This is a genomic window from Streptomyces sp. NPDC018031 (genome assembly GCF_044327625.1).
Taxonomy (GTDB): domain Bacteria; phylum Actinomycetota; class Actinomycetes; order Streptomycetales; family Streptomycetaceae; genus Streptomyces.
This window is the reverse complement of the sequence record NZ_JBIRFT010000030.1, coordinates 22424-42647: the sequence shown is the minus strand read 5'-3', so window position 1 is coordinate 42647 and position 20224 is coordinate 22424. Positions and strand designations below refer to the sequence as shown.

Annotated in this window: 13 protein-coding genes; 7 read left to right on the top strand and 6 right to left on the bottom strand. The window is 74.5% G+C overall.

Going from position 1 to position 20224, the window contains the following annotated elements; all coding sequences use genetic code 11:
• Positions 1-6: 6 nt before the first annotated feature.
• Complete coding sequence (locus ACH4B3_RS33230) at positions 7-2877, bottom strand: AAA family ATPase (protein ID WP_398469344.1); 2871 nt, start codon at positions 2875-2877, stop codon at positions 7-9.
• A 1777-nt stretch (positions 2878-4654) separates the two neighbouring features.
• Here ACH4B3_RS33230 and ACH4B3_RS33225 point away from each other — a divergent pair.
• From ACH4B3_RS33225 to ACH4B3_RS33210, 4 genes are all read left to right on the top strand, one after another.
• The gene (locus tag ACH4B3_RS33225; protein WP_398469342.1) at positions 4655-6994 is read left to right on the top strand and encodes a molybdopterin oxidoreductase family protein; all 2340 of its coding nucleotides are present in this window, start codon (positions 4655-4657) and stop codon (positions 6992-6994) included.
• A 6-nt stretch (positions 6995-7000) separates the two neighbouring features.
• Positions 7001-7501, top strand: coding sequence for a hypothetical protein (locus ACH4B3_RS33220; RefSeq protein ID WP_398469340.1), 501 nt, complete (start codon positions 7001-7003; stop codon positions 7499-7501).
• Positions 7502-7637: 136 nt separating this feature from the next.
• Positions 7638-10397, top strand: a complete 2760-nt coding sequence (locus tag ACH4B3_RS33215) for an ABC transporter substrate-binding protein (RefSeq protein WP_398469338.1) — start codon at positions 7638-7640, stop codon at positions 10395-10397.
• Positions 10398-10526: 129 nt separating this feature from the next.
• Positions 10527-10976 (top strand): PPOX class F420-dependent oxidoreductase, encoded by a 450-nt coding sequence (locus ACH4B3_RS33210; RefSeq protein WP_398469336.1) that lies wholly within the window; start codon positions 10527-10529, stop codon positions 10974-10976.
• Positions 10977-11023: 47 nt separating this feature from the next.
• Here ACH4B3_RS33210 and ACH4B3_RS33205 read toward each other — a convergent pair whose 3' ends face one another.
• From ACH4B3_RS33205 to ACH4B3_RS33190, 4 genes are all read right to left on the bottom strand, one after another.
• A complete protein-coding gene (locus ACH4B3_RS33205; RefSeq protein WP_398469334.1) occupies positions 11024-11827 on the bottom strand; it encodes an aminoglycoside phosphotransferase in 804 nt (267 codons plus the stop codon).
• 190 nt (positions 11828-12017) lie between these two features.
• Positions 12018-12239, bottom strand: a complete 222-nt coding sequence (locus ACH4B3_RS33200) for a hypothetical protein (RefSeq protein ID WP_398469332.1) — start codon at positions 12237-12239, stop codon at positions 12018-12020.
• Entirely contained in the window at positions 12236-12652 is a 417-nt protein-coding gene (locus ACH4B3_RS33195; protein ID WP_398469330.1) for a hypothetical protein, read from the bottom strand. Before ACH4B3_RS33195 ends, ACH4B3_RS33200 begins: the two co-directional genes overlap by 4 nt.
• A 74-nt stretch (positions 12653-12726) precedes the next feature.
• Entirely contained in the window at positions 12727-13911 is a 1185-nt protein-coding gene (locus tag ACH4B3_RS33190; RefSeq protein ID WP_398469328.1) for a multiprotein-bridging factor 1 family protein, read from the bottom strand.
• Between the two features lie 116 nt (positions 13912-14027).
• On the opposite strand from ACH4B3_RS33190, the gene ACH4B3_RS33185 reads away from it, so the two are divergent.
• From ACH4B3_RS33185 to ACH4B3_RS33175, 3 genes are all read left to right on the top strand, one after another.
• The gene (locus ACH4B3_RS33185; RefSeq protein WP_398469326.1) at positions 14028-14558 is read left to right on the top strand and encodes a flavoprotein; all 531 of its coding nucleotides are present in this window, start codon (positions 14028-14030) and stop codon (positions 14556-14558) included.
• Between the two features lie 201 nt (positions 14559-14759).
• Complete coding sequence (locus ACH4B3_RS33180) at positions 14760-16133, top strand: cryptochrome/photolyase family protein (RefSeq protein ID WP_398469324.1); 1374 nt, start codon at positions 14760-14762, stop codon at positions 16131-16133.
• A gap of 370 nt (positions 16134-16503) precedes the next feature.
• The gene (locus ACH4B3_RS33175; protein WP_398469322.1) at positions 16504-17550 is read left to right on the top strand and encodes a hypothetical protein; all 1047 of its coding nucleotides are present in this window, start codon (positions 16504-16506) and stop codon (positions 17548-17550) included.
• A gap of 273 nt (positions 17551-17823) precedes the next feature.
• On the opposite strand, the gene ACH4B3_RS33170 is transcribed toward ACH4B3_RS33175, so the two are convergent.
• Complete coding sequence (locus tag ACH4B3_RS33170) at positions 17824-19587, bottom strand: S8 family peptidase (protein ID WP_398469354.1); 1764 nt, start codon at positions 19585-19587, stop codon at positions 17824-17826.
• Between the last annotated feature and the right edge of the window lie 637 nt (positions 19588-20224).

Sequence of the window (20224 nt, the reverse complement as noted above, 5' to 3'; positions counted from 1 at the left end):
CCCTTCTCAGACCCTGGCCAGGGCGTCCCTGAGCTCACCCCGGGAGGCGATGCCGAGCTTCCGGTAGGCCTGGCCCAGGTGCCATTCCACCGTCTTGACGGTGACGAACAGCATGCGCGCGATCTCCTGGTTGCGTTTGCCCTCGGCCGCCAGGGCGGACACCGACCGTTCCCTGGGGGTGAGCCCGGAGACCCCGGTACGGGTGGGCACCCGGGCCCGTACCCCCATGGCGGCGAGTTCGCCGCGGATCCGTTTGGCGAGGGCGGCGGCCCCAATGCCGTCGGCGATCTCGCCCGCCTTGCGCAGCAGCGGACGGGCCCGGTCGGCGCGGTCCTCCCGGCGCAGCGCGACCCCGTACTCGGTCAGCGCCAGGCAGCGTTCCAGTGCCGCGGGACTGTCCTCCAGCAGCGCCACCGCCTCCTCCAGGTACCGCAGGCCGGCCCGGCCCTCGTGGGCGAGTCCGGTGGCCACCAGGGCGCCGGCGACGGTGCGCGGGGTGCCGAAGCGGCGTGCCGAGGCCAGGGTCTCCTCGGCCAGCCCCCGGGCCTCCCGGGTGCGGCCCATCCTGGCCAGGGTGGCCGCCGCGGTGGCCGTGGGACTCAGCGCCGGGCAGTCGGTGCCCCACTCGGTGAGCGCCTCGGCCGACCGCAGCAGGTCGTGCACGCCCGCCTCGGGCTCGCCCTGGGCTATGCGCAGCCGTCCGCGTGCCATCACCAGGGGCAGGAAGGTGGGTTGCCGGGAGATGTCGTTGTCCAGGCCGCACCGGTCGACGACCCGGGCGGCGGTGCGCAGCTGGCCCTGGGCGACGAGCGAGTCGATCAGCGCGCCGGCCGCGAACGGCATGCCGGTCGGCGGCACCCCGGCCTCCTCGGTCGAGCCGAGCGCCAGGGAGCCGTCGGTCTCGGCCTCGGCGAGCATGCCGCGCTGGAACCGCAGCCAGGCGTGCAGGGCGCGCAGATCGGCGGTGGCCAGCAGCATGCTGCGCTCCTCGGCTTCGCGCAGCGCCTCGTGCAGCAGCCGGTCGGCCTCCAGCAGCCGGTCGCAGCAGGCGAAGACGAGCGCGATGAGCCAGCTCGCCTGGGCTCCGCCGTCCGGCGGCGCCGTCAGGGGTCCGTGCAGCAGGGCCCGTTCGGCGGTCCGCAGCACCTCATGGGCGGGCCGCCCGCCGATCAGCGCCTCGAACGCCTGCTGGGCGCCGACCAGCGCGGCGGTGGCCCCGGCCTCTCCGACGACGGTGCGGTCCAGGCGGCTGAGCTCCCGCACGGCCAGCGGCCTGGTGCGCGGGGTGAGCTGGGCTACCTTGACGATCTCGGAGTGCAGCCGCAGTTCCACCTCCCGGCTCCTGCCCTGCACCGCGGCATGGGCCTGTTGCAGCAGCGCCAGCGCGTCCTCGTAGCGGGCGGCGGCGGTGAGCGCGGAGCTCAGGTCGATGACTATGGCGGCGCGGTCCAGCGGGTCCTCGGTGAGTTCCAGTGCCTCGCCGAGGTGGGCCGGTGCCTCCGGGTCGCGCAGGCGCAGCTCGGCCGCGCCGAGCCGGGCCAGCAGCGCGGGCAGCAGGGCGGCCGGCGCGGGTTCGTTGAGCGCCCGGCGCAGCAGCCGGACGGCGGCGGCCGGGTCGCCCGCCTCCAGTGCCTCGCGGCCGGCTTCGGCGAGGACGGTCGCGGTCCACTCGTCGCCGGACGGCGGCAGCGGCACCAGCAGCGGCACGACCTGAGAGCCGGTGGCTCCCGCGGCGTGCAGTGCCTTGGCCGCGCGGGCGTGCGCGCGGTGCCGGGAGGGCAGCGGCAGGTGTTCGTAGATGGCGGTGCGCACCACCGGCTGGGCGAACCTCAGCGGGGGCAGGGCGTGCACGATGCCCAGGTCCATGAGGGTGCTGACGGCGTCGGCGGCCTCCGCCGCGTCCAGTCCGGCGACGTGGGCGGCGTGCGCGGCGTGGGCGGCGTTGGCCAGGGCGGGCTCGCCGGGGGCGTCGAGCACGGCCAGCGCGCGGGCGAGCCGGGTGGTGTGCTCGGCCAGTGGCTGCGGCAGCTGCTGGAGCCTGCGCAGCACGACGCGGGCGATGTTGCGCGGGCCGACGCGGGCGATGGACGCGGGGTCGCCGAGCTGCTCCTCCCGCACCTCCGCCAGCAGTTCGCGCAGGAAGAACGGGTTGCCGCCGGTGGCGGCGTAGCAGGCGCGCACCATGGTGTCGTCCAGCCGCACCCCGGGCAGGGCGCCGGTGGCGAACGCGCGCACCCCCTCCTCGCTGAGCGGGCCCACCGCGACCAGCCGGGCCGACGAGGCGGACAGCAGGGCCTGGTTGATGTCGGCGCGCTGTCCGTCGTCCACGGACTCGGTGGCCGCGCACACCAGCACCGGGTGCCCCTCCAGGCGGCCTTCCATGTAGGTGAGGAACTGGAGCGAGGAGACGTCGGCCCAGTGCAGGTCGTCCAGGAGGAGTAACAGCGGGGCGCGGCGGGCGAGGTGGACACACATCCAGTACAGGCCGTGCAGCACGGCCTGCCGCTGTTCGGGGCCGGCGCCGGTGGCCACTCCCCCGGTGCCGTACTCGAACAGTGGCGCGGCCAGCTTCGCCGGGCCGGACAGGACGGCCTTGCGCTCCGCGGCGTCGGCGGTCGCGAGCCAGGGTTCGAAGAGCTGCCGCACGACGCCGTAGGGGAAGCCCGCCTCGAACTCGCTGCCGCGGGCGTACAGCAGGGTGAACCCCGCGTGCTGGGCGCGCTTCTTGGCCTCGTTGAGCAGGGCCGTCTTGCCGAGCCCCAGGGCGCCCTCGAAGATCAGCAGCTGCCCGTCCCGGGCACGGCAGTTCTCGATGGCCGCGTCGATGGCCGCGAACTGGCTGTGCCGCTCGACAAAGGGACCGACCTCGAGCCGCATCACGGTGCTCCCTCCACTCTTCAGAAGATATGGCCGCTCCACAAATTCAGATATCGCTGAAAAATTCTTTCGCCAGCGACACTTGAGGAAGGCTCAGCAATTACCCGCTCGCCGTCGGCCCGGCGCGACGCCGCCGACGGACACCCGAAAAACATTCAGAGCGAATCAGCTTCAGCCACAGATAATGCACACAGTGCTGGAGTCACCCGTCAAATCCCCCGTTGTCCCACACAAAAACCGCACGGCCTTCTCAGGCGACGGCGGCATCGTGCATTACTGATCCGACGCGACCCATGGTAACCCACCGGACCAGTGCAGTGAGATATTAAACCTCTCTGACCGAGACTTCCGAAGGGTCGAGTTTCATCACCTTCGCGAAGAAATCGGCGGCGGTCCACCACTCCTCTCCGGGCGAAAAGTCGCCGGGCGCGGCAGGTAAAGCCCAGGTATGGCGGCGGTCGGCTCCACTTTCCGTACATGACGTTCCACAAACCTCCACCGCCGCCGCCGGCGCCTCCGTTTCCCGCGCCCCGGCGCCGCCCTGGCGCGGGAGCCGCGGCGCGGCCGCGACCGGCGTCGGGGCGGGCCGCCGGAGCGGCCGCGCCCGCTGCGGCCCGCGCAGCAGGTTGTTGCCAAAATTCCCTGGCAGTGAATGTATCCACCCCGGTCGGCGGCAGCCACCGGACGCCTCCCGGGAACGGGGTGGCCAGGACCGCCCCCGGCCACCCCCCGGCGCCCCACGACCTGCCCGCGGGCGCCCTCCCGGCGCGCCGGTCGGGCGAACGCGAGCGGAGTCCGCTTGCCGTGCTCCCGGCACCGGGAAGTACCGGCGCCGGGAAAAGAAACCTTCACGCCCCGGTCACGGCGATGTCATGCGGATCGGGTTTCCCGCGCCGAACACCACACCTCGGATGACATCGCGCACATTCCTCGGCGGCGACGGCCCCGGAAGCATGTTCGCTTGCACGGAAAAGACCGACGCGCCCCCGCCCGCCCGGTTCGCCCACCGCACCGTCAACACCCACAAGAGTGAATAAGGTACGGACCACGGCCGAGGACCGGCCTTTCTCCGGAAGTTCGCCGATCCCTCCGGACGGCGCCGCGGATCCGGCCCTCCGGCGGCATTCCCCACGCCCCGGGATCCCGAGCGGGCTTTACCGAGGGATGCGGAATTGTGCACTCCGGTACACCCGAAGTCCGTCCGGGGCCCCGGTACTCCCGAAGTCCACCCGCGCGGCACCGGTACCCCGAAGTGCGCCCCGCGGCGGCGCACCGGACGCCGCGGTCCGCGAGGCCGCAGGGCCGTCAGGCCGCAGGGCCGCCTTGGCTGCCGGGAAGAACCGTGCTCCGGCCGGCGGCGCACCGCGCACCCCGATGACCGGCCCGGTCAGGTCAGGTCAGGTCAGGTCAGGTCAGGTCAGGTCAGGGTGCCCGGACCCGAACGCGGGTTGTCCACGCCCAGATACGGCGCCGCGGCCCCGAGGACCGTGAAACGACGGTGACACGGAGCGGACCGCCGGACATCGGACATCGGGCAACGGGCAACGGGCAACGGGCAACGGGCAACGGGCAACGGGCAACGATGGAACACCCGCTCCGCCGGGCCCGGTCGGTACGCCGCCGACCGCCCGGCGCTCCGTCGCGCCCGTCCCCCGGCCGGGGGACGCGGGCCGCGGCGCGAGGGCGCGGGCCGTCCCCGTTCCCCCGGCCGGCGTTTCACTTCGCGACGCCCGGTAACCCGCAGCGGTGGCGGGCCCGGGGCCGACGGGAGAGTGGCATGACCGATCGCATCACGGACGTGTGGGGCAGCCGGCAGCCGTACGGCGCCGGGCAGAGCTGGCCGGCGCGGGTGGACCGGCACCTGGTGGTGGAGGAGTCCCGGGTCGAACGGTGGGTGCCGACGGCGTGCGTCCTGTGCTCCAACGGCTGCGGCATGGACGTCGCGGTCGCGGACGGACGCATCGTCGGGGTACGCGGCCGGGCCCAGGACCGGGTCAACCACGGACGGCTGGGGCCCAAGGGGCTGTTCGGCTGGCAGGCGAACAACTCCGCCGACCGCCTCACCGAGCCCCTGGTGCGGGTCGGCGGAGAGCTGCGGCCCACCGACTGGGACACCGCGATGCGGGCGGTGGTCGACCGGTCCCAGGCGGTCCTGGACCGGCACGGCCCGCTGGCGATGGCCTTCTACACCAGCGGGCAGCTGTTCGCCGAGGAGTACTACGCGCAGACGGTCATCGCCCGCGGCGGCCTCGGCACGCCCCACCTGGACGGCAACACCCGGCTGTGCACGGCGACCGCCGAATGGGCGCTGGTGGAGACCTTCGGCAGCGACGGCAACCCCGGCTCGTACACCGACATCGACCGGTGCGACACCCTGTTCCTCGTGGGCCACAACGTGGCCGAGACCCAGACCGTGCTGTGGATGCGCATGCTGGACCGGCTGCACGGGCCCGACCGCCCGCGGCTGGTCGTCATCGACCCGCGGACCACCCCGGCGGCCCGGGAGGCCGACGTCCACCTGCCGATCCGCGCCGGTACCAACGTGGCGGTGCTCAACGCGATCCTCCACGAACTGATCCGCAACGACTGGCTGGACCGGGACTTCGTCACCGCCCGCACCACGGGGTTCGAGGAACTGGCGGAGGTGGCAGGGCAGTACCCGCCGGAGCGCGCGGCGGAGATCTGCGACGTCCCGGCCGGTGCCATCCGGGACGCGGCCCGGGTGCTGGGGGCCGGCGAGCGGCTGGTCTCCACCGTGCTGCAGGGGGTGTACCAGTCCCACCAGGCGACCGCCGCCGCGGTGCAGGTCAACAACGTCAACCTGGTCCGCGGCATGATCGGCCGGCCCGGTGCCACGGTGTTCCAGATGAACGGCCAGCCCACCGCGCAGAACACCCGGGAGACCGGCGCCAACGGCACGCTGCCCTGCTTCCGCAACTGGCAGAACGACGCGCACATCGCCGAACTGGCCGAGGCGTGGCACGTCGACGCGCTGCGCATCCCGCACTGGTCCCCGCCCACCCACGCCATGGAGATCTTCCGGCACTGCGCGGACGGGACGGTCAAGTTCCTCTGGGTGACCGGGACCAACCCGGCCGTCTCCCTCCCCGAACTGCGCCGGATCCGTTCCGTCTGCGCCCGGGAAGGGCTGTTCCTGGTGGTCTCCGACGCCTTCCTCACCGAGACCGCCGCGCTGGCGGACGTGGTGCTGCCGGCCGCGCTGTGGGGCGAGAAGACCGGCTGCTACACCAACGCCGACCGCACCGTCCACCTGTCGGAGCGGGCCGTCGACCCGCCCGGCCAGGCCCGCTCGGACTTCGACGTCCTCATCGACTACGCCCGCCGGTTGGACCTGCGGGACCGGGACGGCCGGCCACTGCCGCCCTGGACCCGCCCCGAGGAGGCCGGGACGGACTTCACCGCCCTCACCCGCGGCCGGACCTGCGACCAGAGCGCGCTCACCTACGACCGGCTGCGGGACGGCGGCGGCGTCCAGTGGCCCTGCACCGACGACGCGCCGCACGGCACCGAACGGCTCTACACCGGGCACACCTTCCCCACCGGGGCCGACGTCTGCGAGGACTACGGGCACGACCTGGTGTCGGGGGCGCAGCACCAGGCGGACGAGCACCGGGCACACGATCCCGCCGGGCGGGCCGTGCTCAAGGCCGCGCCGTACCTGCCGCCCCACGAGGACGTGGACGAGGACCACCCGCTCCGGCTCACCACCGGCCGGCGGGTCTACCAGTGGCACACCCGGAGCAAGACCGCCCGCGTCCCCGAACTGGCGGACGCGGCACCGGACGTGTGGGTCGAACTCCATCCGGTGGACGCCGAGCGGTACGGCATCGACGACGGCGACCTGGTGCTGGTGCGCTCCCGCCGGGGCGAGGTCGAGGCACCGGCGGTGCTGACCGGCACCCGGCCCGGGGTGGTGTTCATCCCGTTCCACTACGGCTACTTCGACCAGGCCGGCCCCGAACGCCACACCCGGGCCGCCAACGAACTCACCCGGACCGAGTGGGACCCGGTCTCCAAACAGCCGCTCTTCAAGATGACCGCGGTCCGGGTGGACCGGCTGGCCGACGCCCGGACCGCCCGCACCGGACGGCGCTGAGCGGCCATGCACGACATCGGAACGCTGCTGGTGGAACTCCACGACGCCGAGACCGCCCTCGCGGACGAGTTCCGCGCGGTCGCCGAACGGCAGGCCGCCGACCCCGGCACCCACCATCCCTGCCACACCCTCGCCCGGCAGTGCGACGACCACGCCGCACGCGTCCGGGCGGCCGCCGGTCGCCACGCCACCGGCATCCCGGGCCCGCACCAACCACGGGGCGTCACCGGTGCGGTCGAGACCGCGCGGCACTGGGGTGCCGGCCTGATCGGCCGCCACCAGCACCATCCGGGGCTGCGACTGCTGCGCGACCTCGGCCGGCTGTACCTCACCGCCACCGCGGTGGACCTGCACTGGATCCTGCTGGGCCAGACCGCCCAGGCGGTGCGGGACGCCGGGCTGCTGGCCGAGTGCGCACCGCTGCACCGGGAGACGCGCACCCAGCTCGCGTGGATCAGCACCCGGCTCAAGGAGGCCGCCCCGCAGGTCCTGGCCACCGGCGGCTGACGCGCCCGGCGCGGGTCCCGCCCGCGCCGCACGGCGCGTGCGCCCCAAACGCTGCGCCGTCCGCGCCCCGTGCGGAATCATGAGAGGCGGTTCCCGGGGGACGGGCACAGGCGGCAGGGGGGTAGGGGTGGTGGGGGTGTTCGGAGCGCTGACGCCGGAGGATCCCGAACGGGTGGGTCCGTACCGGATCGTGGCGCGGCTGGGCGCGGGCGGCATGGGGCGGGTCTACCTCGGACGCTCCCGGGGCGGACGGCCGGTGGCGGTGAAGGTCGTGCGCCCGGAGCTGGCCGGGGACGAGGACTTCCGGCGCCGGTTCGCCCGTGAGGTGACCGCGGCGCGCCAGGTGAACGGCGTCTACACGGCGGGCGTCGTGGACGCCGACCCCGACGGCGACCCGGCCTGGCTCGCCACGGCGTACGTGCGGGGGGTGTCCCTGGACGCCGCGGTGGCCGCCCACGGGCCGCTGCCGGAGCCGGCGGTACTGGCGCTGGGCGCCGGCCTCGCCGAGGCGCTGGAGGCGATCCACACCGCCGGAGTGGTGCACCGGGATCTGAAGCCCTCCAACGTCCTGCTGGCCGCGGACGGGCCCCGGGTGATCGACTTCGGGATCTCCGTGGTCGCCGAGACCAGTGCCCTGACCCGGGCCGGAACCCTGATCGGGACACCGGGCTTCATGTCCCCCGAGCAGCTGCGGGGCAGGCCGGTGCACACGGCCGGCGACGTCTTCTCGCTCGGCGCGGTGCTGGTCTTCGCCGCCACCGGGGTGGGCCCGTTCGGCGTCGGCTCCACCCACGGCGTGCTGTTCCGCACCGTCTACGAGCCGCCGGACACGGCCGCGCTGCCGCCCGGGCGGCTCCTCGAACTGGCGACGTGGTGCCTGGCGAAGGATCCCGCCGAGCGGCCCACCGTGCCGGCCCTGACCGACGAGTTCGCGCAGGCGCTGGGCGACCCGCAGGAGCTGGCCGAGGTCCTGGCCGGCGGCGCCTGGCTGCCGCGGGCGGTGGCCCACACCCTGGCCGGCACTCCGGTGCCGCCGGCCGCCGGGGCGCCCGGCGGCCGGAACCCCGGGGGAACCTCCGGCGCCACCGGGCCCGTGCGGGAGACCCGGCCCTCGGGGCCCCCTGATGTCCCGGAGACCCCGGCCACCACGGAGACCTCAGTGCCACCGGTGGCCCCGGCGACCCCGGCAACCCCGGCGTCCCCGGTGACCCCGGCCTCTCCGGACACCTCAGCGTCTCCGGCGACCCCGGCAACCCCGGCGATTCCGGAGGCAGCGGAGCCGCCGGGCGCGCCGCCGCGGCCCGGCGCCCCGGGCGGCGCGGTCCCGGCGGCCCGGGCCGAAGGGCCGGAGGTGCCGGAGGGGCCGGCCGGGGGCCTGCCGCCCGCCGCGGCCGGCCCCGGGCAGACCGGCCCCACGCCGGCCCCGGCCCCGCCGGAGCCACCGCCCGCGGAGGACGGGGCCCGCCCCACGGCGTACGGCCCCGCCCCGCCCCCGTACCACCCCGGCCCCGCGACCGGTCCGGTCGGCCGGACGGTTCCGGCCGCCCGACCGGCGGGCGCCACCGGGGAACCGCCGCCGGTCCGCCGCCCGGCCCGCCGGCGGGCCCTGCTGGCGGTGACGGCCGTGGTGACGGTGGCCGCCGTCGCCGCCGCCATCGTCTGGAGCAACCGCGGCGGCGGCGGTGCCGAGGGCCGCGGCGACACCCGGACCACCGCGCCGACCGACGCCCCCACCGAGGACCGCCGGCCGGTGCGCACCCGCACCGTCACCATCGGGGTCAGCGCGCCCCTGACCGGGGACCTCGCCCCGTTCGGCCAGGGCATCAGGAACGCGGTCGACCTCGCGGTGCGGAACGCCAACTCCCGCAAGGAGGTGTCCGGGATCACCTTCGAGGTCAGCGCGCTGGACGACCGCGCCGACCCGGCCCAGGGGGTGCAGAACGCCTCCCGGCTGGTCGGCGACGACCAGGTGCTGGGGGTGGTCGGTCCGGTGAACGCGAGCGTCGCCCAGTCGACCCAGCAGGTGTTCGGCGCCGCCGACCTGGCGGAGGTCTCCCCCGCGACGACCAACCCGGTGCTGACGCTGGGGGCCGGGTGGGTCCAGGGCGCCCGCGCGCGGCCGTCCGACGCGTTCTTCCGGACCGTCACCACCGACGCCCAGCAGGGCACGTACGCGGCCCAGTACCTGTACCGGGAGGCGGAGAAGCGCAAGGCGTTCGTCATCGACGACCAAAGCGCGTACGGGACCGCGCTGGCGGACTCCTTCGGCGACGGGTTCACCGCGCTCGGCGGCAAGGTCGTCCGGCGCCACCACGTCGCGGCCGGCAGCCAGGACTTCGCCCGCGTGGTGTCCGACGTGCGGGACTCCGGTGCCGACGTGGTCTACTTCGGCGGCGCCTACCCCGACGCGGGGCCGCTGTCCAAACAGCTCAAGGAGGCGGGGTTCGACCAGCCGCTGGCCGGCGGGGACGGCCTGTACAGCGAGGCCTTCGCCGACCTGGCCGGCGGCTCGCGGGCCGACGGCGACCTCTGCACCACGGTGGGGGTGCCCGTGGCCGAACTGGACACCGCCCGGGCATTCGTGGCCGACTACCAGCGGGCCGGCTTCGCGGAGGAGCCGGGCCAGTACGGCGGTTACGCCTACGACGCGGCGTGGGCCATCGTCCAGGCCGTCAAAGCGGTCGCGGACGACCACGGGGGCGCACTGCCGGACGACGCCCGGGCCGAGGTCGTCAAGGCCCTGCACAAGGTCTCCTTCACCGGAGTGACCGGTGAGGTCGCCTTCGACGAGTACGGCGACACCACCAACCGGCGGCTGTCGGTGAACCGGGTCGACGACGGCGCCTGGCGCTACGTCACCAGCGGCACCCCGCGCGGCGGACGCCCCGCGGCGTGAGTCCCGGTCCGGCACCCTCGGCGGTGCCGGACCGGCCGCGCCCACACCCCCACGGCGCCGGACCGGCCATGCAGCGCCCCGTCGCCCGCGCCGGGCATCGGCGGCGCCGCGGCGGGGCAGACCTCCACCATGATCACTTTGCCGAACGAGATCCGGGCGCGCATCGAGGCGCCCACCATCTGGCACGTCGCCACGATCAACCCCGACGGCTCGCCGCACGTCAGCCCGATGTGGGTGGGGACCGACGGCGATCTGGTGCTGTTCAACACCTCCGTCGGGCGGATCAAGGAGCGCAACCTCCGCCGCGACCCGCGGGTCTCGCTGTCCCACGCCGACCCCGCCGACCCGTACGACCGGGTGCTGATCCAGGGCCGGGTGGTCCGCTTCGTCGAGGGGGCGGAGGCGGACCGGAACATGGACCTGCTGGCCCGCACCTATCTGGGGACCGAGCGCTACGAGTGGCTGGTGCCCGGCGAGCGGCGGGTGGTGGTGCTGATCGAGCCGTCCCGGGTACGGCGGCTGTCCGGGGTCGAGCCGCTCCCGCCCGGCGCCCCCGGCCACACCCCCGGCCGAGGATGACCGGCCCGGCCGCCGACCGGCCGCGCCCGGCGCGCGCACCGCCACCGCTACGCGAGGTGGTCCGCCCACGCCCGCGCACCCTCAACGTGACTCTCGATGCCGGGGACCCCGTGGGTATGGTGATGCTCCCAGCTGCGCGCCTCGGCCTCCGCGAGCACCGCCAAAGCCCGGGGCGGTGCGCCGCGGAACGAGGGGATCTTCGACGCCCACGCATACGCCTCCGCCGGCGTCTGCTCCCCGTCCACGATGAGCCGCATGGCCCACAGCGTGGGGTCCACCCACGCGGGGCCCACCAGCGGCCACGCCCAGTCGGTGAGGTACGCCCGGCCGTCGCCGATCAGGAAGTTCACCGCGGCCGGGTCGGTGTGCGCGATCGTCTCCCCGGTCAGGAGAGGCTCGTCCTCCGAGGAGCAGTAGGAGCCCCAGCGGCCCCACGCGGTCGGCAGCCACGGCGGCGGAGTCCCCTGGACGCCGAGCGCCGAGAGCGCACCGACAACCCTCCCCAGATCAGCGGAGCCGACAGTGAAGTCGGCATACGCGCCACCGGCGACGCCCTCGAAGCCGAGCAGCGTCCACCCGGCCGCTTCGACTTGCCACAGCAGCCGCGGGGCGGACTCCGGCAGATGCGGGTTGATCCGCCGCTCCAGCTCCAGCTCCCCGGCCTGCTCATGGTCGCCGGGCATGCCCTTGACGAATACCTGCCGGCCGTCGACGAGGGTGAACAGCGACGCCATGGCGCTGTTGCCCCCGGCCGTGAGGTCCTCGACGGTGGATTCCCCGCCCAGCTCCCGGGACACGGCGGAGCGTACCTCCGTCGGCATCCGGCCCCAGGGGACGCGCTCCATCGGCATTTCAGGCTCCCGGGGTGATCGCTGGCGGCCTGCTGGGGGGCTTCGGCGTGATGGGGCGGGGTGGCGGTGTCGACATCGTGTCTCTCCGAGGGGCGTGGACGTAGTCCTGAGTTTTCACTTCCGGGTGGCCTCGCGCACGCAGTGGGGCCCGACGCGGGGGTGAGCCGGGTGCCTGACCACCTGCCCCGGTCTACGGGGCCACCGGGTCGTCGGCGGCCTCGGCCGCTTCGCACGACGGGGCGCACGCCCACAGCTCGACCAGCTCCTCGGTGCTCCCATACGAAACCGTGTGGGTCCCGATGGACCGGTCAGCGAAGAGCCGGGCGCGGCACAGCGCGCAGTACCAGCCCTTGAGCTGCTCCTGCGTCAGCGTGGCCGTGTCGACCTCAGGGGCTGCCGGGGCACCGGTCACCGTGCGCCCTCGGCCGGCGCGGGCGCGGCCACGGCAGCCGTGAGGGCGGCATGGAGCAGGGCCGGGTCAGTGAGGTAGCGGGCCGGGCGCCACGGGACCAACCAGTGGACGCCGGGCCCCTTGACCGAAGCGGCGGGCGGCACCCCGACGACGGCGATCTCTCGGTCGCTCCGGGGCAGCACCTCGACGTGCGGCAACCGCCAGTCCCGGGCTTCCTCCCGTGGGACCAGCCAGTACAGCGAGCGGCCGTGGCCGCCGGAGATGACGGAGCCGGAGGCGCCGCCGAGCGCTTCGAGCACAGCCGTGCCGATCGGCTCTGTCACGCGCACGGCGTCCCACGCCTCGCCGGCGTGGAGCGCGATCACTTCGGGGCCGAGGGGCGGCGCCCAGGGGTGTACGAGGTCGGTCCGCATGAGAGCCTCCGGCGTTGGCGGTCAACGTGCGATCACCCTGGCCCCGGGCCGAACCCCTATGTGTCACACAACTGTCACACGCCCACCCACGCGGCCATACGCGACAGCGCCTCGGGCGACTGCCGACGCAGGTGGAGCAGCCCCCGGACCGTCTCCCGGACGCGAGGGTGGAACCGGGTCTGCTGGGGCGCCATCCGTCGCGCCTGCGTCAGCGAGGACAGAGCGGCGTCCGTACGGCCTGTCTCCATCTCCGCGCGCGCCTGGTCCACCAAGTGCGCGGCACGGCGCGACTTCGCCCATCCCTGAGGAGGGCGCACGGAACGGGCGACCCGCAGCGCCTCGTCGAACTGCCGCAGTTCCAGCCGAGCGAACGTCTCGTGAGTGCCCACGTTGGCCGGGCCGAACGACAGCCAGTGGATCTGCCCCACCTCTCCGGTCCGCTCGGCGATCTCGGTAGCGAGGCTCAAGTGATCGTCCACCGCCACCTCGTTCTGAGCCCGAGCAGCGATGACCGTCGCGCCGAGATGAAGCTGTCCCGCCACTGCCCTCGTCTCCGTGCTGTCCTCGGCGGCCGTCAGCATCCGGTGCCCGACTGACACCATGCTGAGACCGATGCGGTGTTCGGCATCCTTGCTTCGGTACGCCAGAGCCCTCTTGTACTGGCGAATGGCGCCCAGCAGCGGGTCGCCTGCCCGCTCCGCCGCCCACCCCATCCGGTCCAGCGCCACGATGGCCAGGTCGTAGGACCCCAACTTCGTCGTCACGTCATGCGCGCTTCGGTACGCCGACGCCAGGGCCCGCCACGCCTCGGTGGACGGCCGCGCACGGCACACCGCGGTGAGATCGGCGAGAGTAGCGGGCAGAGCAGCTGCCGCCTGGTGCAGGCGCGTCGCCCGCACGTGCCTGCACAGGGTGTCGGCCTCGCTGATCAGGTCCGGTGTCGGGCGCAGCGGGAGGTGCGAGTCGGTGGGCAGGTCGTAGAGATCGAGCGCCTCGCGAACGGGCCGGATGAGCGTGGCGACGTGGCTGGGCCGGAGCGTGGACACGGGCGGCCCCGTGAGGGAGGTGACGTCGATGTGCAGTGCCCTTGCGACCGCTGCGACAAGCTGGGGCGAGGCGGCGCGATGTCCGGCCTCGACATGGCGGAGCAGGCTGTACGAGTAGGGGATCCGCTGGGCGAGGCCGTGCTGCGTCAGGCCGGCCTTCTTCCTCTGGGCGGCGATGCGGGCACCGGTGTCTTCGTCGTCCACGGGAGGCATACTGGTCTCCGTTCCTTGCAGCCGTTTGGAACGGTACCCGCGGCGGTGACCGCGGGCACGGCGTCCGCCCCGACACCACCCGGTGCGGGGGCGGTTGCGTGTGGTGAGATGCGCCCATGACCTCTGTCCTGTATCTGTTCGGGTCGGCGGCACCGCCCGTGTTCGACCTCCCCGACGTCGTGCGCCGTGCCCGGTCGGACGGGTGGGATGTGTGTGTCGGCCTGACCCCGACCGCGGCCGACTGGCTGCGGGACCGGTGCACTGCGCTGGAGGAGCTGACAGGCCACCCGGTCAGGTCGCAGTACAAGCGGCCGGGTGCGGCAGACGTGTGGCCGAAGGCAGATGCAATCGTCTTCGCTCCGCTCACGATGAACAGCGTGAATGCGTGGGCGCTGGGCCTGACGTCATCGTTCGTCATCGGCGTCGTCGCCGAGGGCATCGGAAAGCGCATCCCGACGGTGGGCATGCCGTGCGTGAATGCGGCCTACGCTCAGCACCCCCAGTTCGAACGGTCGGTGGAGACCCTGCGGTCGGCCGGCGTGCGCATGCTGTACGGCGACGGCGGGTTCGTGCCGAACCAGCCCGGGGAGAAGCGCCCGTACCCGTGGGACCGTGCTCTCGACGAAGCACGGCGCCTGCGGTCTTAGCTCCATGAGCGCCGCGGACCAGCAGCGCCGCGGGCTGTCCGGACGCGGAAGGGTCCGGCACGGGCACCGCGGCGGGCACGCCGAGTAACCCCACCCGGGCGCCGCGCGTTGATCGACCGCGTCGGGGTCCCGCGCCCGCCGGGCGGTCCGTCCCGGCGGGGCGCCCGGCGCCCGGCCCCGCCCTTCGATCTGGAGTCCGCCATGAGCGTCTCGGTCGTCCTGTTCACCTCCGACCTCCGTCTGCACGACAACCCCGTACTCCGGGCCGCGCTGGACTCCGCGGACGCGGTGGTCCCGCTGTTCGTGCGGGACCCCGGCGTGCGGGCGGCCGCGCACCACTCCGCCAACCGGACCGCGTTCCTCGCCGACTGCCTGGCCGACCTCGACGCGCGGCTGCGGAAGGCCGGCGGCCGGCTGGTCGTCCGATCGGGCGAGGTGGCCGAACAGGTGGCCGGGGTGGTCACCGAGAGCGGGGCGGAGCAGGTGCACGTCGCCGCCGGCGTGTCGGGGTACGCGCACCGGCGGGAGCGGCGGCTGCAGCGGGCGCTGGCACCCTCCGGCTGCCGGCTCCGGGTGCACGACGGCTCGGTCACCGCGGTGCCCCCGGGCGCGGTGCGGCCCGCCGGCGGGGAGCACTTCGCCGTCTTCACCCCGTACTTCCGCCGCTGGTCGCAGGAGCACCTGCGGGTGCCGCTCGGGGCACCGCGCACCGTCCCGGTGCCCGGGTCGATCGGTTCCCTGGACCTGCCCCGCCGGTCGGACGTGCCGGGCGTGTCACCCGGTGTGCCGGAGGGCGGCGAGACGGCGGGCCGCAAGCGGTTCGCGGCGTGGCTGCGGAACGGCATCGACGGCTACACCGACCGCCATGACGACCTGGCGGGCGACGCCACCTCCAGGCTCTCCCCGTACCTGCACTTCGGGGCGGTGTCGCCGGTCGAGCTCGTGCACCGGGCCCGGGCCCACGGCGGCCCGGGCGCGGAGGGGTTCGTGCGCCAGCTGTGCTGGCGGGACTTCCACCACCAGGTGCTCGCGGGGCGCCCGGCCGCCGCCGCGCACGACTACCGCGACCGGCACGACACCTGGCGCTCCGAGCGGGAGGCGGCCGACGACATCGCCGCGTGGAAGGCCGGCCGGACCGGGTACCCGATCGTCGACGCGGCGATGCGGCAGCTCCTGCACGAGGGCTGGATGCACAACCGCGGCCGGCTGCTGACGGCGAGCTTCCTCACCAAGACCCTGTACGTGGACTGGCGGGTGGGGGCCCGGCACTTCCTCGACCTGCTGGTCGACGGGGACCTCGCCAACAACCAGCTGAACTGGCAGTGGGTGGCGGGCACGGGCACCGACACCCGGCCGAACCGGGTGCTCAACCCGGTGCTCCAGGCCAAGCGGTTCGACCCGGACGGCGCCTACGTCCGCCGGTGGGTCCCCGAACTGGCCGGCCTCGGCGCCCCCGCGGTGCACCAGCCCTGGCGGCTCGGCGCCGCCGACCGCGCCCGCTACGACTACCCGGAGCCGCTGGTGGACCTCGCGGAGGGCCTCGCCCGCTTCCAGCGGGCACGCGGCAAGGGCTGAGCCGCGGGCACACCGGCGGCGCGGAACGCCCTCCGGCGACCTTGCGGAAGCTGATGCTCCTGGTGATGCACGCGGTGGTACTGGGAGGTATGGACCACCTCCTCGAGCGACGACATCGGACTGACCCGCTCCCCGGCGCTCCCGTGTGTGCGGCTGGGCGGCACCACGGGGCCCGAGGGACGGCCAAGCCCTCGGGCCCGCTCCACGCTCCGGGCCGGTCCGGTGCCGGGCCGCTTGCGGGCCGGGCGTTCCCCGGCCGCGGGCGCCCGGCCGCCTTACGACCCGCTGCCTACGCCGGCCGCCCTACGGCCGCCGCTGTAGGCCCGTGGACCGTTACGGTCCGGACGGCACCCGGCCTAGCCTGCCGGCCATGGACGCCATGGACGGCACACTCGACGAGGCACTGGCACGACTGCACTCCTCCGGCCCCGAGTTCCGGGGCTTCCTGGCGAATCACGGCCCGATGGCCGTCGAGGCGCTGGCGCACCGGGGCCGGGCGGGCACGGTCCACCGCTGGCTGGACACCTACGAGCGGAAGCTGGAGGACGTCCCCGGGCCGCGGGCCCCGATCGGCGCCGACTGGCGCGAGGCGCTCGGCGACCCGGCGCGGGTCACCGACTGGACCGGGTACTTCGCCCGGCTGACCGCCGAACGCCCCTGGCGGGAGGTGCTGGTCGAATGGTGGCCACGGCTGCTGCCCGGCATCGCCGGCGCCGCGACGCACCCGGTGATCCGGGTCGGCCACGCGGTGCGCGCCCTCCTCGCGGAGGGCGACCGGGCACCGCGCGTCGCGGAACTCGCCCATGCGCTGGGGTACTGGGCGGCGCGCCACACGCTGCTGCCCGTCGCCGTGCACCCGGCCGGAGACGCCGGGCCGGCGGCCGCGCTCGCCGTGCTGCCCCGGGTCGCCGACCGGCGGGTGACCCCGCTGGACGGGTACGCCCAGCTGCCCGGCACCGCCGGCTGGGTGCCGGCGGTGCGGTCGCTGCGGATCCCCGGTTCGCCGGAGGCGGTCCGGGATCAGCTGGCCGCCCTGGTGCGCGCCGCCACCCTGCGGTACGCGGAGTTCGGACACGGCAACGGCATCATGCTGGTGCACGCCGCGACCGCGCCCAACGCGGTGCTGCGGACGCTGCCGGTGCTCCCGCACGCGTTGTGGGGGCCGTCCCTGGCGGCGGCGTGGACGGCGAGTGCGGCGATCACGTCCGTCTACGCGGCGGACGATCCGCTGCCCGCCCCGGACGCCTCGTCGATCACCCCCGAGGAGGTCTTCGGCCGGGCGGTGGCGAACGGCAACGAGCACGCGATCAAGTTCGCGGACACCGCCCTGGACGTGGCCGCCACGGCGGAGAGCGGCGACACCCGCGCCCTGTCGGCGGCGCTCAACGCCGTGCGGCTGATCGACTCGGAGGACTGATCCCCGGTACGGCGTTCCGCGGGCCGGCCGGTTCAGCGGGTCTTGGAGGTTCGTGCCGGTGCCGCCCGCCTCCGGGCCCGGGCGGTTCTGGTGCAGGCCGGAGAAGCCGTCCCGTGGCGAGCCAGGCTCAACCGACCGGTCCACCCGTTGCGGCATGCGGGGCAAGCACGGCGCCCACCGCCGTGGACGGCGGTGGGCGCGGAGGCCGGGGCCACAGCCGCCGCGCGATGTCGCGCGGCGGCTGCCCGGGCCCGGTTGCCTGCTGAACCTGCGTCAGAAGGTCAGGTTCCAGGCGTCGATCGTGCCGGTGTCGCGGGTGGCGATGTCCTGGACCCGCAGCTTCCAGGTGCCGTTGGCCGTCTCGGCGGAGGCGTCCACCGTGTAGGTCTTGGCCACGTTGTCGCCACTGTCGCTGTTGGGGAAGTCCTCCAGCAGGTAGGCGGTCCCGTCGGGGGCCACCAGGGACACCACGAGGTCGCCGCGGTAGGTGTGCTTGATGTCCACGCCCACCTTCAGGGTCGCCGGCGCGTTGCCGGTCACCCCGCTGACGGTGATCCGGCTCTCCACGGTGGCGTTGTCGGCGACGGCCACGTCGTCGAGGTTCTCGAACCGGCTGCCGGGCGGCTGGGTGGTGCCGCCGACGGCCTTGAGGGCGTCGGTCTGTCCCTCACCGAAGAAGCCGTTCTTCGCCGTGGTGCCGGTGCAGCGCCGGTCCGAGGGGCAGGGGACGTCCGCCGCCTGCGTACCCAGCCGGGTCCGGATGTCGGCCGGGGTCAGCGACGGGTTGGCGCTGACCATCAGCGCCGCCACCCCGGCGACGTGCGGGGAGGCCATGGAGGTGCCCTGGAGGCTGCCGTACTTGCCGCCCGGCAGGGTCGAGTAGACGCCGTCCGCCCCGTTACCGCCCGGCGCGGCGATGTCGATGACGCCGTTGCCGTAGTTGGAGTAGGAGGACTTGACCGTGCCCTTGCCGGTCGCCGACACGGTCACCACGCCGGGCAGCTCGGTGGGGATGTCGATGCACTCGTTGCTGATGGTGCGGTTGACCGGTGTCGAGTCGTTGGGGCTCGAGTCGTCGGTGGTCTTGTTGGCGAGGTCGTAGTCGGAGTTGCCGGCGGCCGCGATCTGCAGCGACCCCTTGCCCTCGGCGTACGCCTGGGCCCGCCGGACCCCCTCGATGATGGCCGCCTGGTCGAGGTCGTCGGGGCAGTTGAACGCCCACGGGTCGGTGTAGTAGCTGTTGTTGGTGACCTTGAAGCCGTGGTCACCGGCCCACATGAACCCGCAGATGGTGTTCTCGGCGAAGAACAGGCCGCTGCCCGGCTCGGCGATGCGCACCGAGGAGATCTTCACCCCGGGGGCGACGCCGATGACGCCCTTGCCGTTCTTCGCGGCGGCGATGGTGCCGGCCACGTGGGTGCCGTGGGTGTCGATGTCGCGCCAGGCGCCCTCGCGGGTGTCGGGCTTGCCGTAGGCGCAGGAGGCCGAGTCCGCGGCGTTGAAGTTGGGGGCCAGGTCCTGGTGGCGGTCGTCGACTCCGGTGTCCAGGACACCGACCTTGACCGTGGAGGAACCGGTGGTGACCGCCCACGCCTTGTCCGCGTTGATCTGGGTCATGTCCCAGCGGTTGGACTCGGTCAGGGTGGTGGGGCTCTGCGAGGGGGTGGACGGCAGGGCCGGGTTGTACGCGTCGGCCGGTACGTCGGAGGTCCGGGTGGCGCCGACCTGCTGGACGCCGCTGACCCCGCGCATGGTGCCGGCGAAGGAGGCGGAGGTCGAGTGCGCCACCACCACGCCGATCGCGTCGTAGTGGGAGAAGACGGTGCCGCCGTTGGCGGTGACCGCGGAGCGCACCGCGGAGGTGTCGCCGGGCGCCGTGATGACCAGATAGGCGCGGGTGCCCGCGGCCCAGCTGCCCGAGGACGAGGAGACCGACGCGGAGTCGGATGAAGGAGCGGACGAGGAAGCGGCGTTGGCGAGGCCGGCGGGCACCGCCAGGGTCAGCGCCGCGCCGAGAGCGGCCGCGGCCGCGGCCATCGGCCGCACGCGTCTGGGTATGACAGACAAGGGGTCCTCCGAAGAACCGCCGGATGTGGGAGGTGAGTCGTCCCTCGGCGGAAGGGACGGGGACAACATGCCGGATCTCTCCGCGGAGCAACAGGGGTTGCCCACCGGTATCCTGCCGGACCCCTGGTGACACGCCCTGCTGGAGGGAAAACCCGGTATCCGTCCCTGTATCGGCAGCGGGATGGCCCCATGCGCGGCCCGCCGCCCGAAGACGGCGGGCAGGGCGGCGGCGCGGTGCGGCGGGCGGCAGCGCACGCGGGCCGCCGGACGGCGGAAGTGCCGCGCGGGAGGCGCGGGACGGGGCGGCAGGCACAGGGCGGGGCCGGCACAGGCCCGGGCGGCCGGCGGGGCGGGGCCCGGTCACCGGTTGCGCGGAGTTCGGCGGGTCCCGCCGTGGAGGGGCCGGCGCCCCGCCCGTCCCGTCGCCACGGGCCGCCGGACCGGGGCGAGGTCCGGCGGGGTTCCTCGGTGCGGGCCGCGCTCCCGCCGGACGGATCGGCGGCGGGAACGCTCCGCCCCGGGCCGGTACGCGCTCACGGCGGCGGACCGGCCGGCCGGGGCGGCCGGTCGTGCCCGGTCCCAGCCGGCCGAGCCGTTACCGGAGCCG

Excerpts from the sequence above, each read along its gene's own strand:
- ACH4B3_RS33230 (WP_398469344.1), bottom strand. The coding sequence starts at position 2,877 with ATGCGGCTCGAGGTCGGTCCCTTTGTCGAGCGGCACAGCCAGTTCGCG.
- ACH4B3_RS33170 (WP_398469354.1), bottom strand. The coding sequence starts at position 19,587 with ATGGCCGCGGCCGCGGCCGCTCTCGGCGCGGCGCTGACCCTGGCGGTG.
- ACH4B3_RS33185 (WP_398469326.1), top strand. The coding sequence starts at position 14,028 with ATGACCTCTGTCCTGTATCTGTTCGGGTCGGCGGCACCGCCCGTGTTC.
- ACH4B3_RS33190 (WP_398469328.1), bottom strand. The coding sequence starts at position 13,911 with ATGCCTCCCGTGGACGACGAAGACACCGGTGCCCGCATCGCCGCCCAG.
- ACH4B3_RS33205 (WP_398469334.1), bottom strand. The coding sequence starts at position 11,827 with ATGCCGATGGAGCGCGTCCCCTGGGGCCGGATGCCGACGGAGGTACGC.
- ACH4B3_RS33210 (WP_398469336.1), top strand. The coding sequence starts at position 10,527 with ATGATCACTTTGCCGAACGAGATCCGGGCGCGCATCGAGGCGCCCACC.
- ACH4B3_RS33175 (WP_398469322.1), top strand. The coding sequence starts at position 16,504 with ATGGACGCCATGGACGGCACACTCGACGAGGCACTGGCACGACTGCAC.
- ACH4B3_RS33220 (WP_398469340.1), top strand. The coding sequence starts at position 7,001 with ATGCACGACATCGGAACGCTGCTGGTGGAACTCCACGACGCCGAGACC.
- ACH4B3_RS33225 (WP_398469342.1), top strand. The coding sequence starts at position 4,655 with ATGACCGATCGCATCACGGACGTGTGGGGCAGCCGGCAGCCGTACGGC.
- ACH4B3_RS33195 (WP_398469330.1), bottom strand. The coding sequence starts at position 12,652 with ATGCGGACCGACCTCGTACACCCCTGGGCGCCGCCCCTCGGCCCCGAA.
- ACH4B3_RS33180 (WP_398469324.1), top strand. The coding sequence starts at position 14,760 with ATGAGCGTCTCGGTCGTCCTGTTCACCTCCGACCTCCGTCTGCACGAC.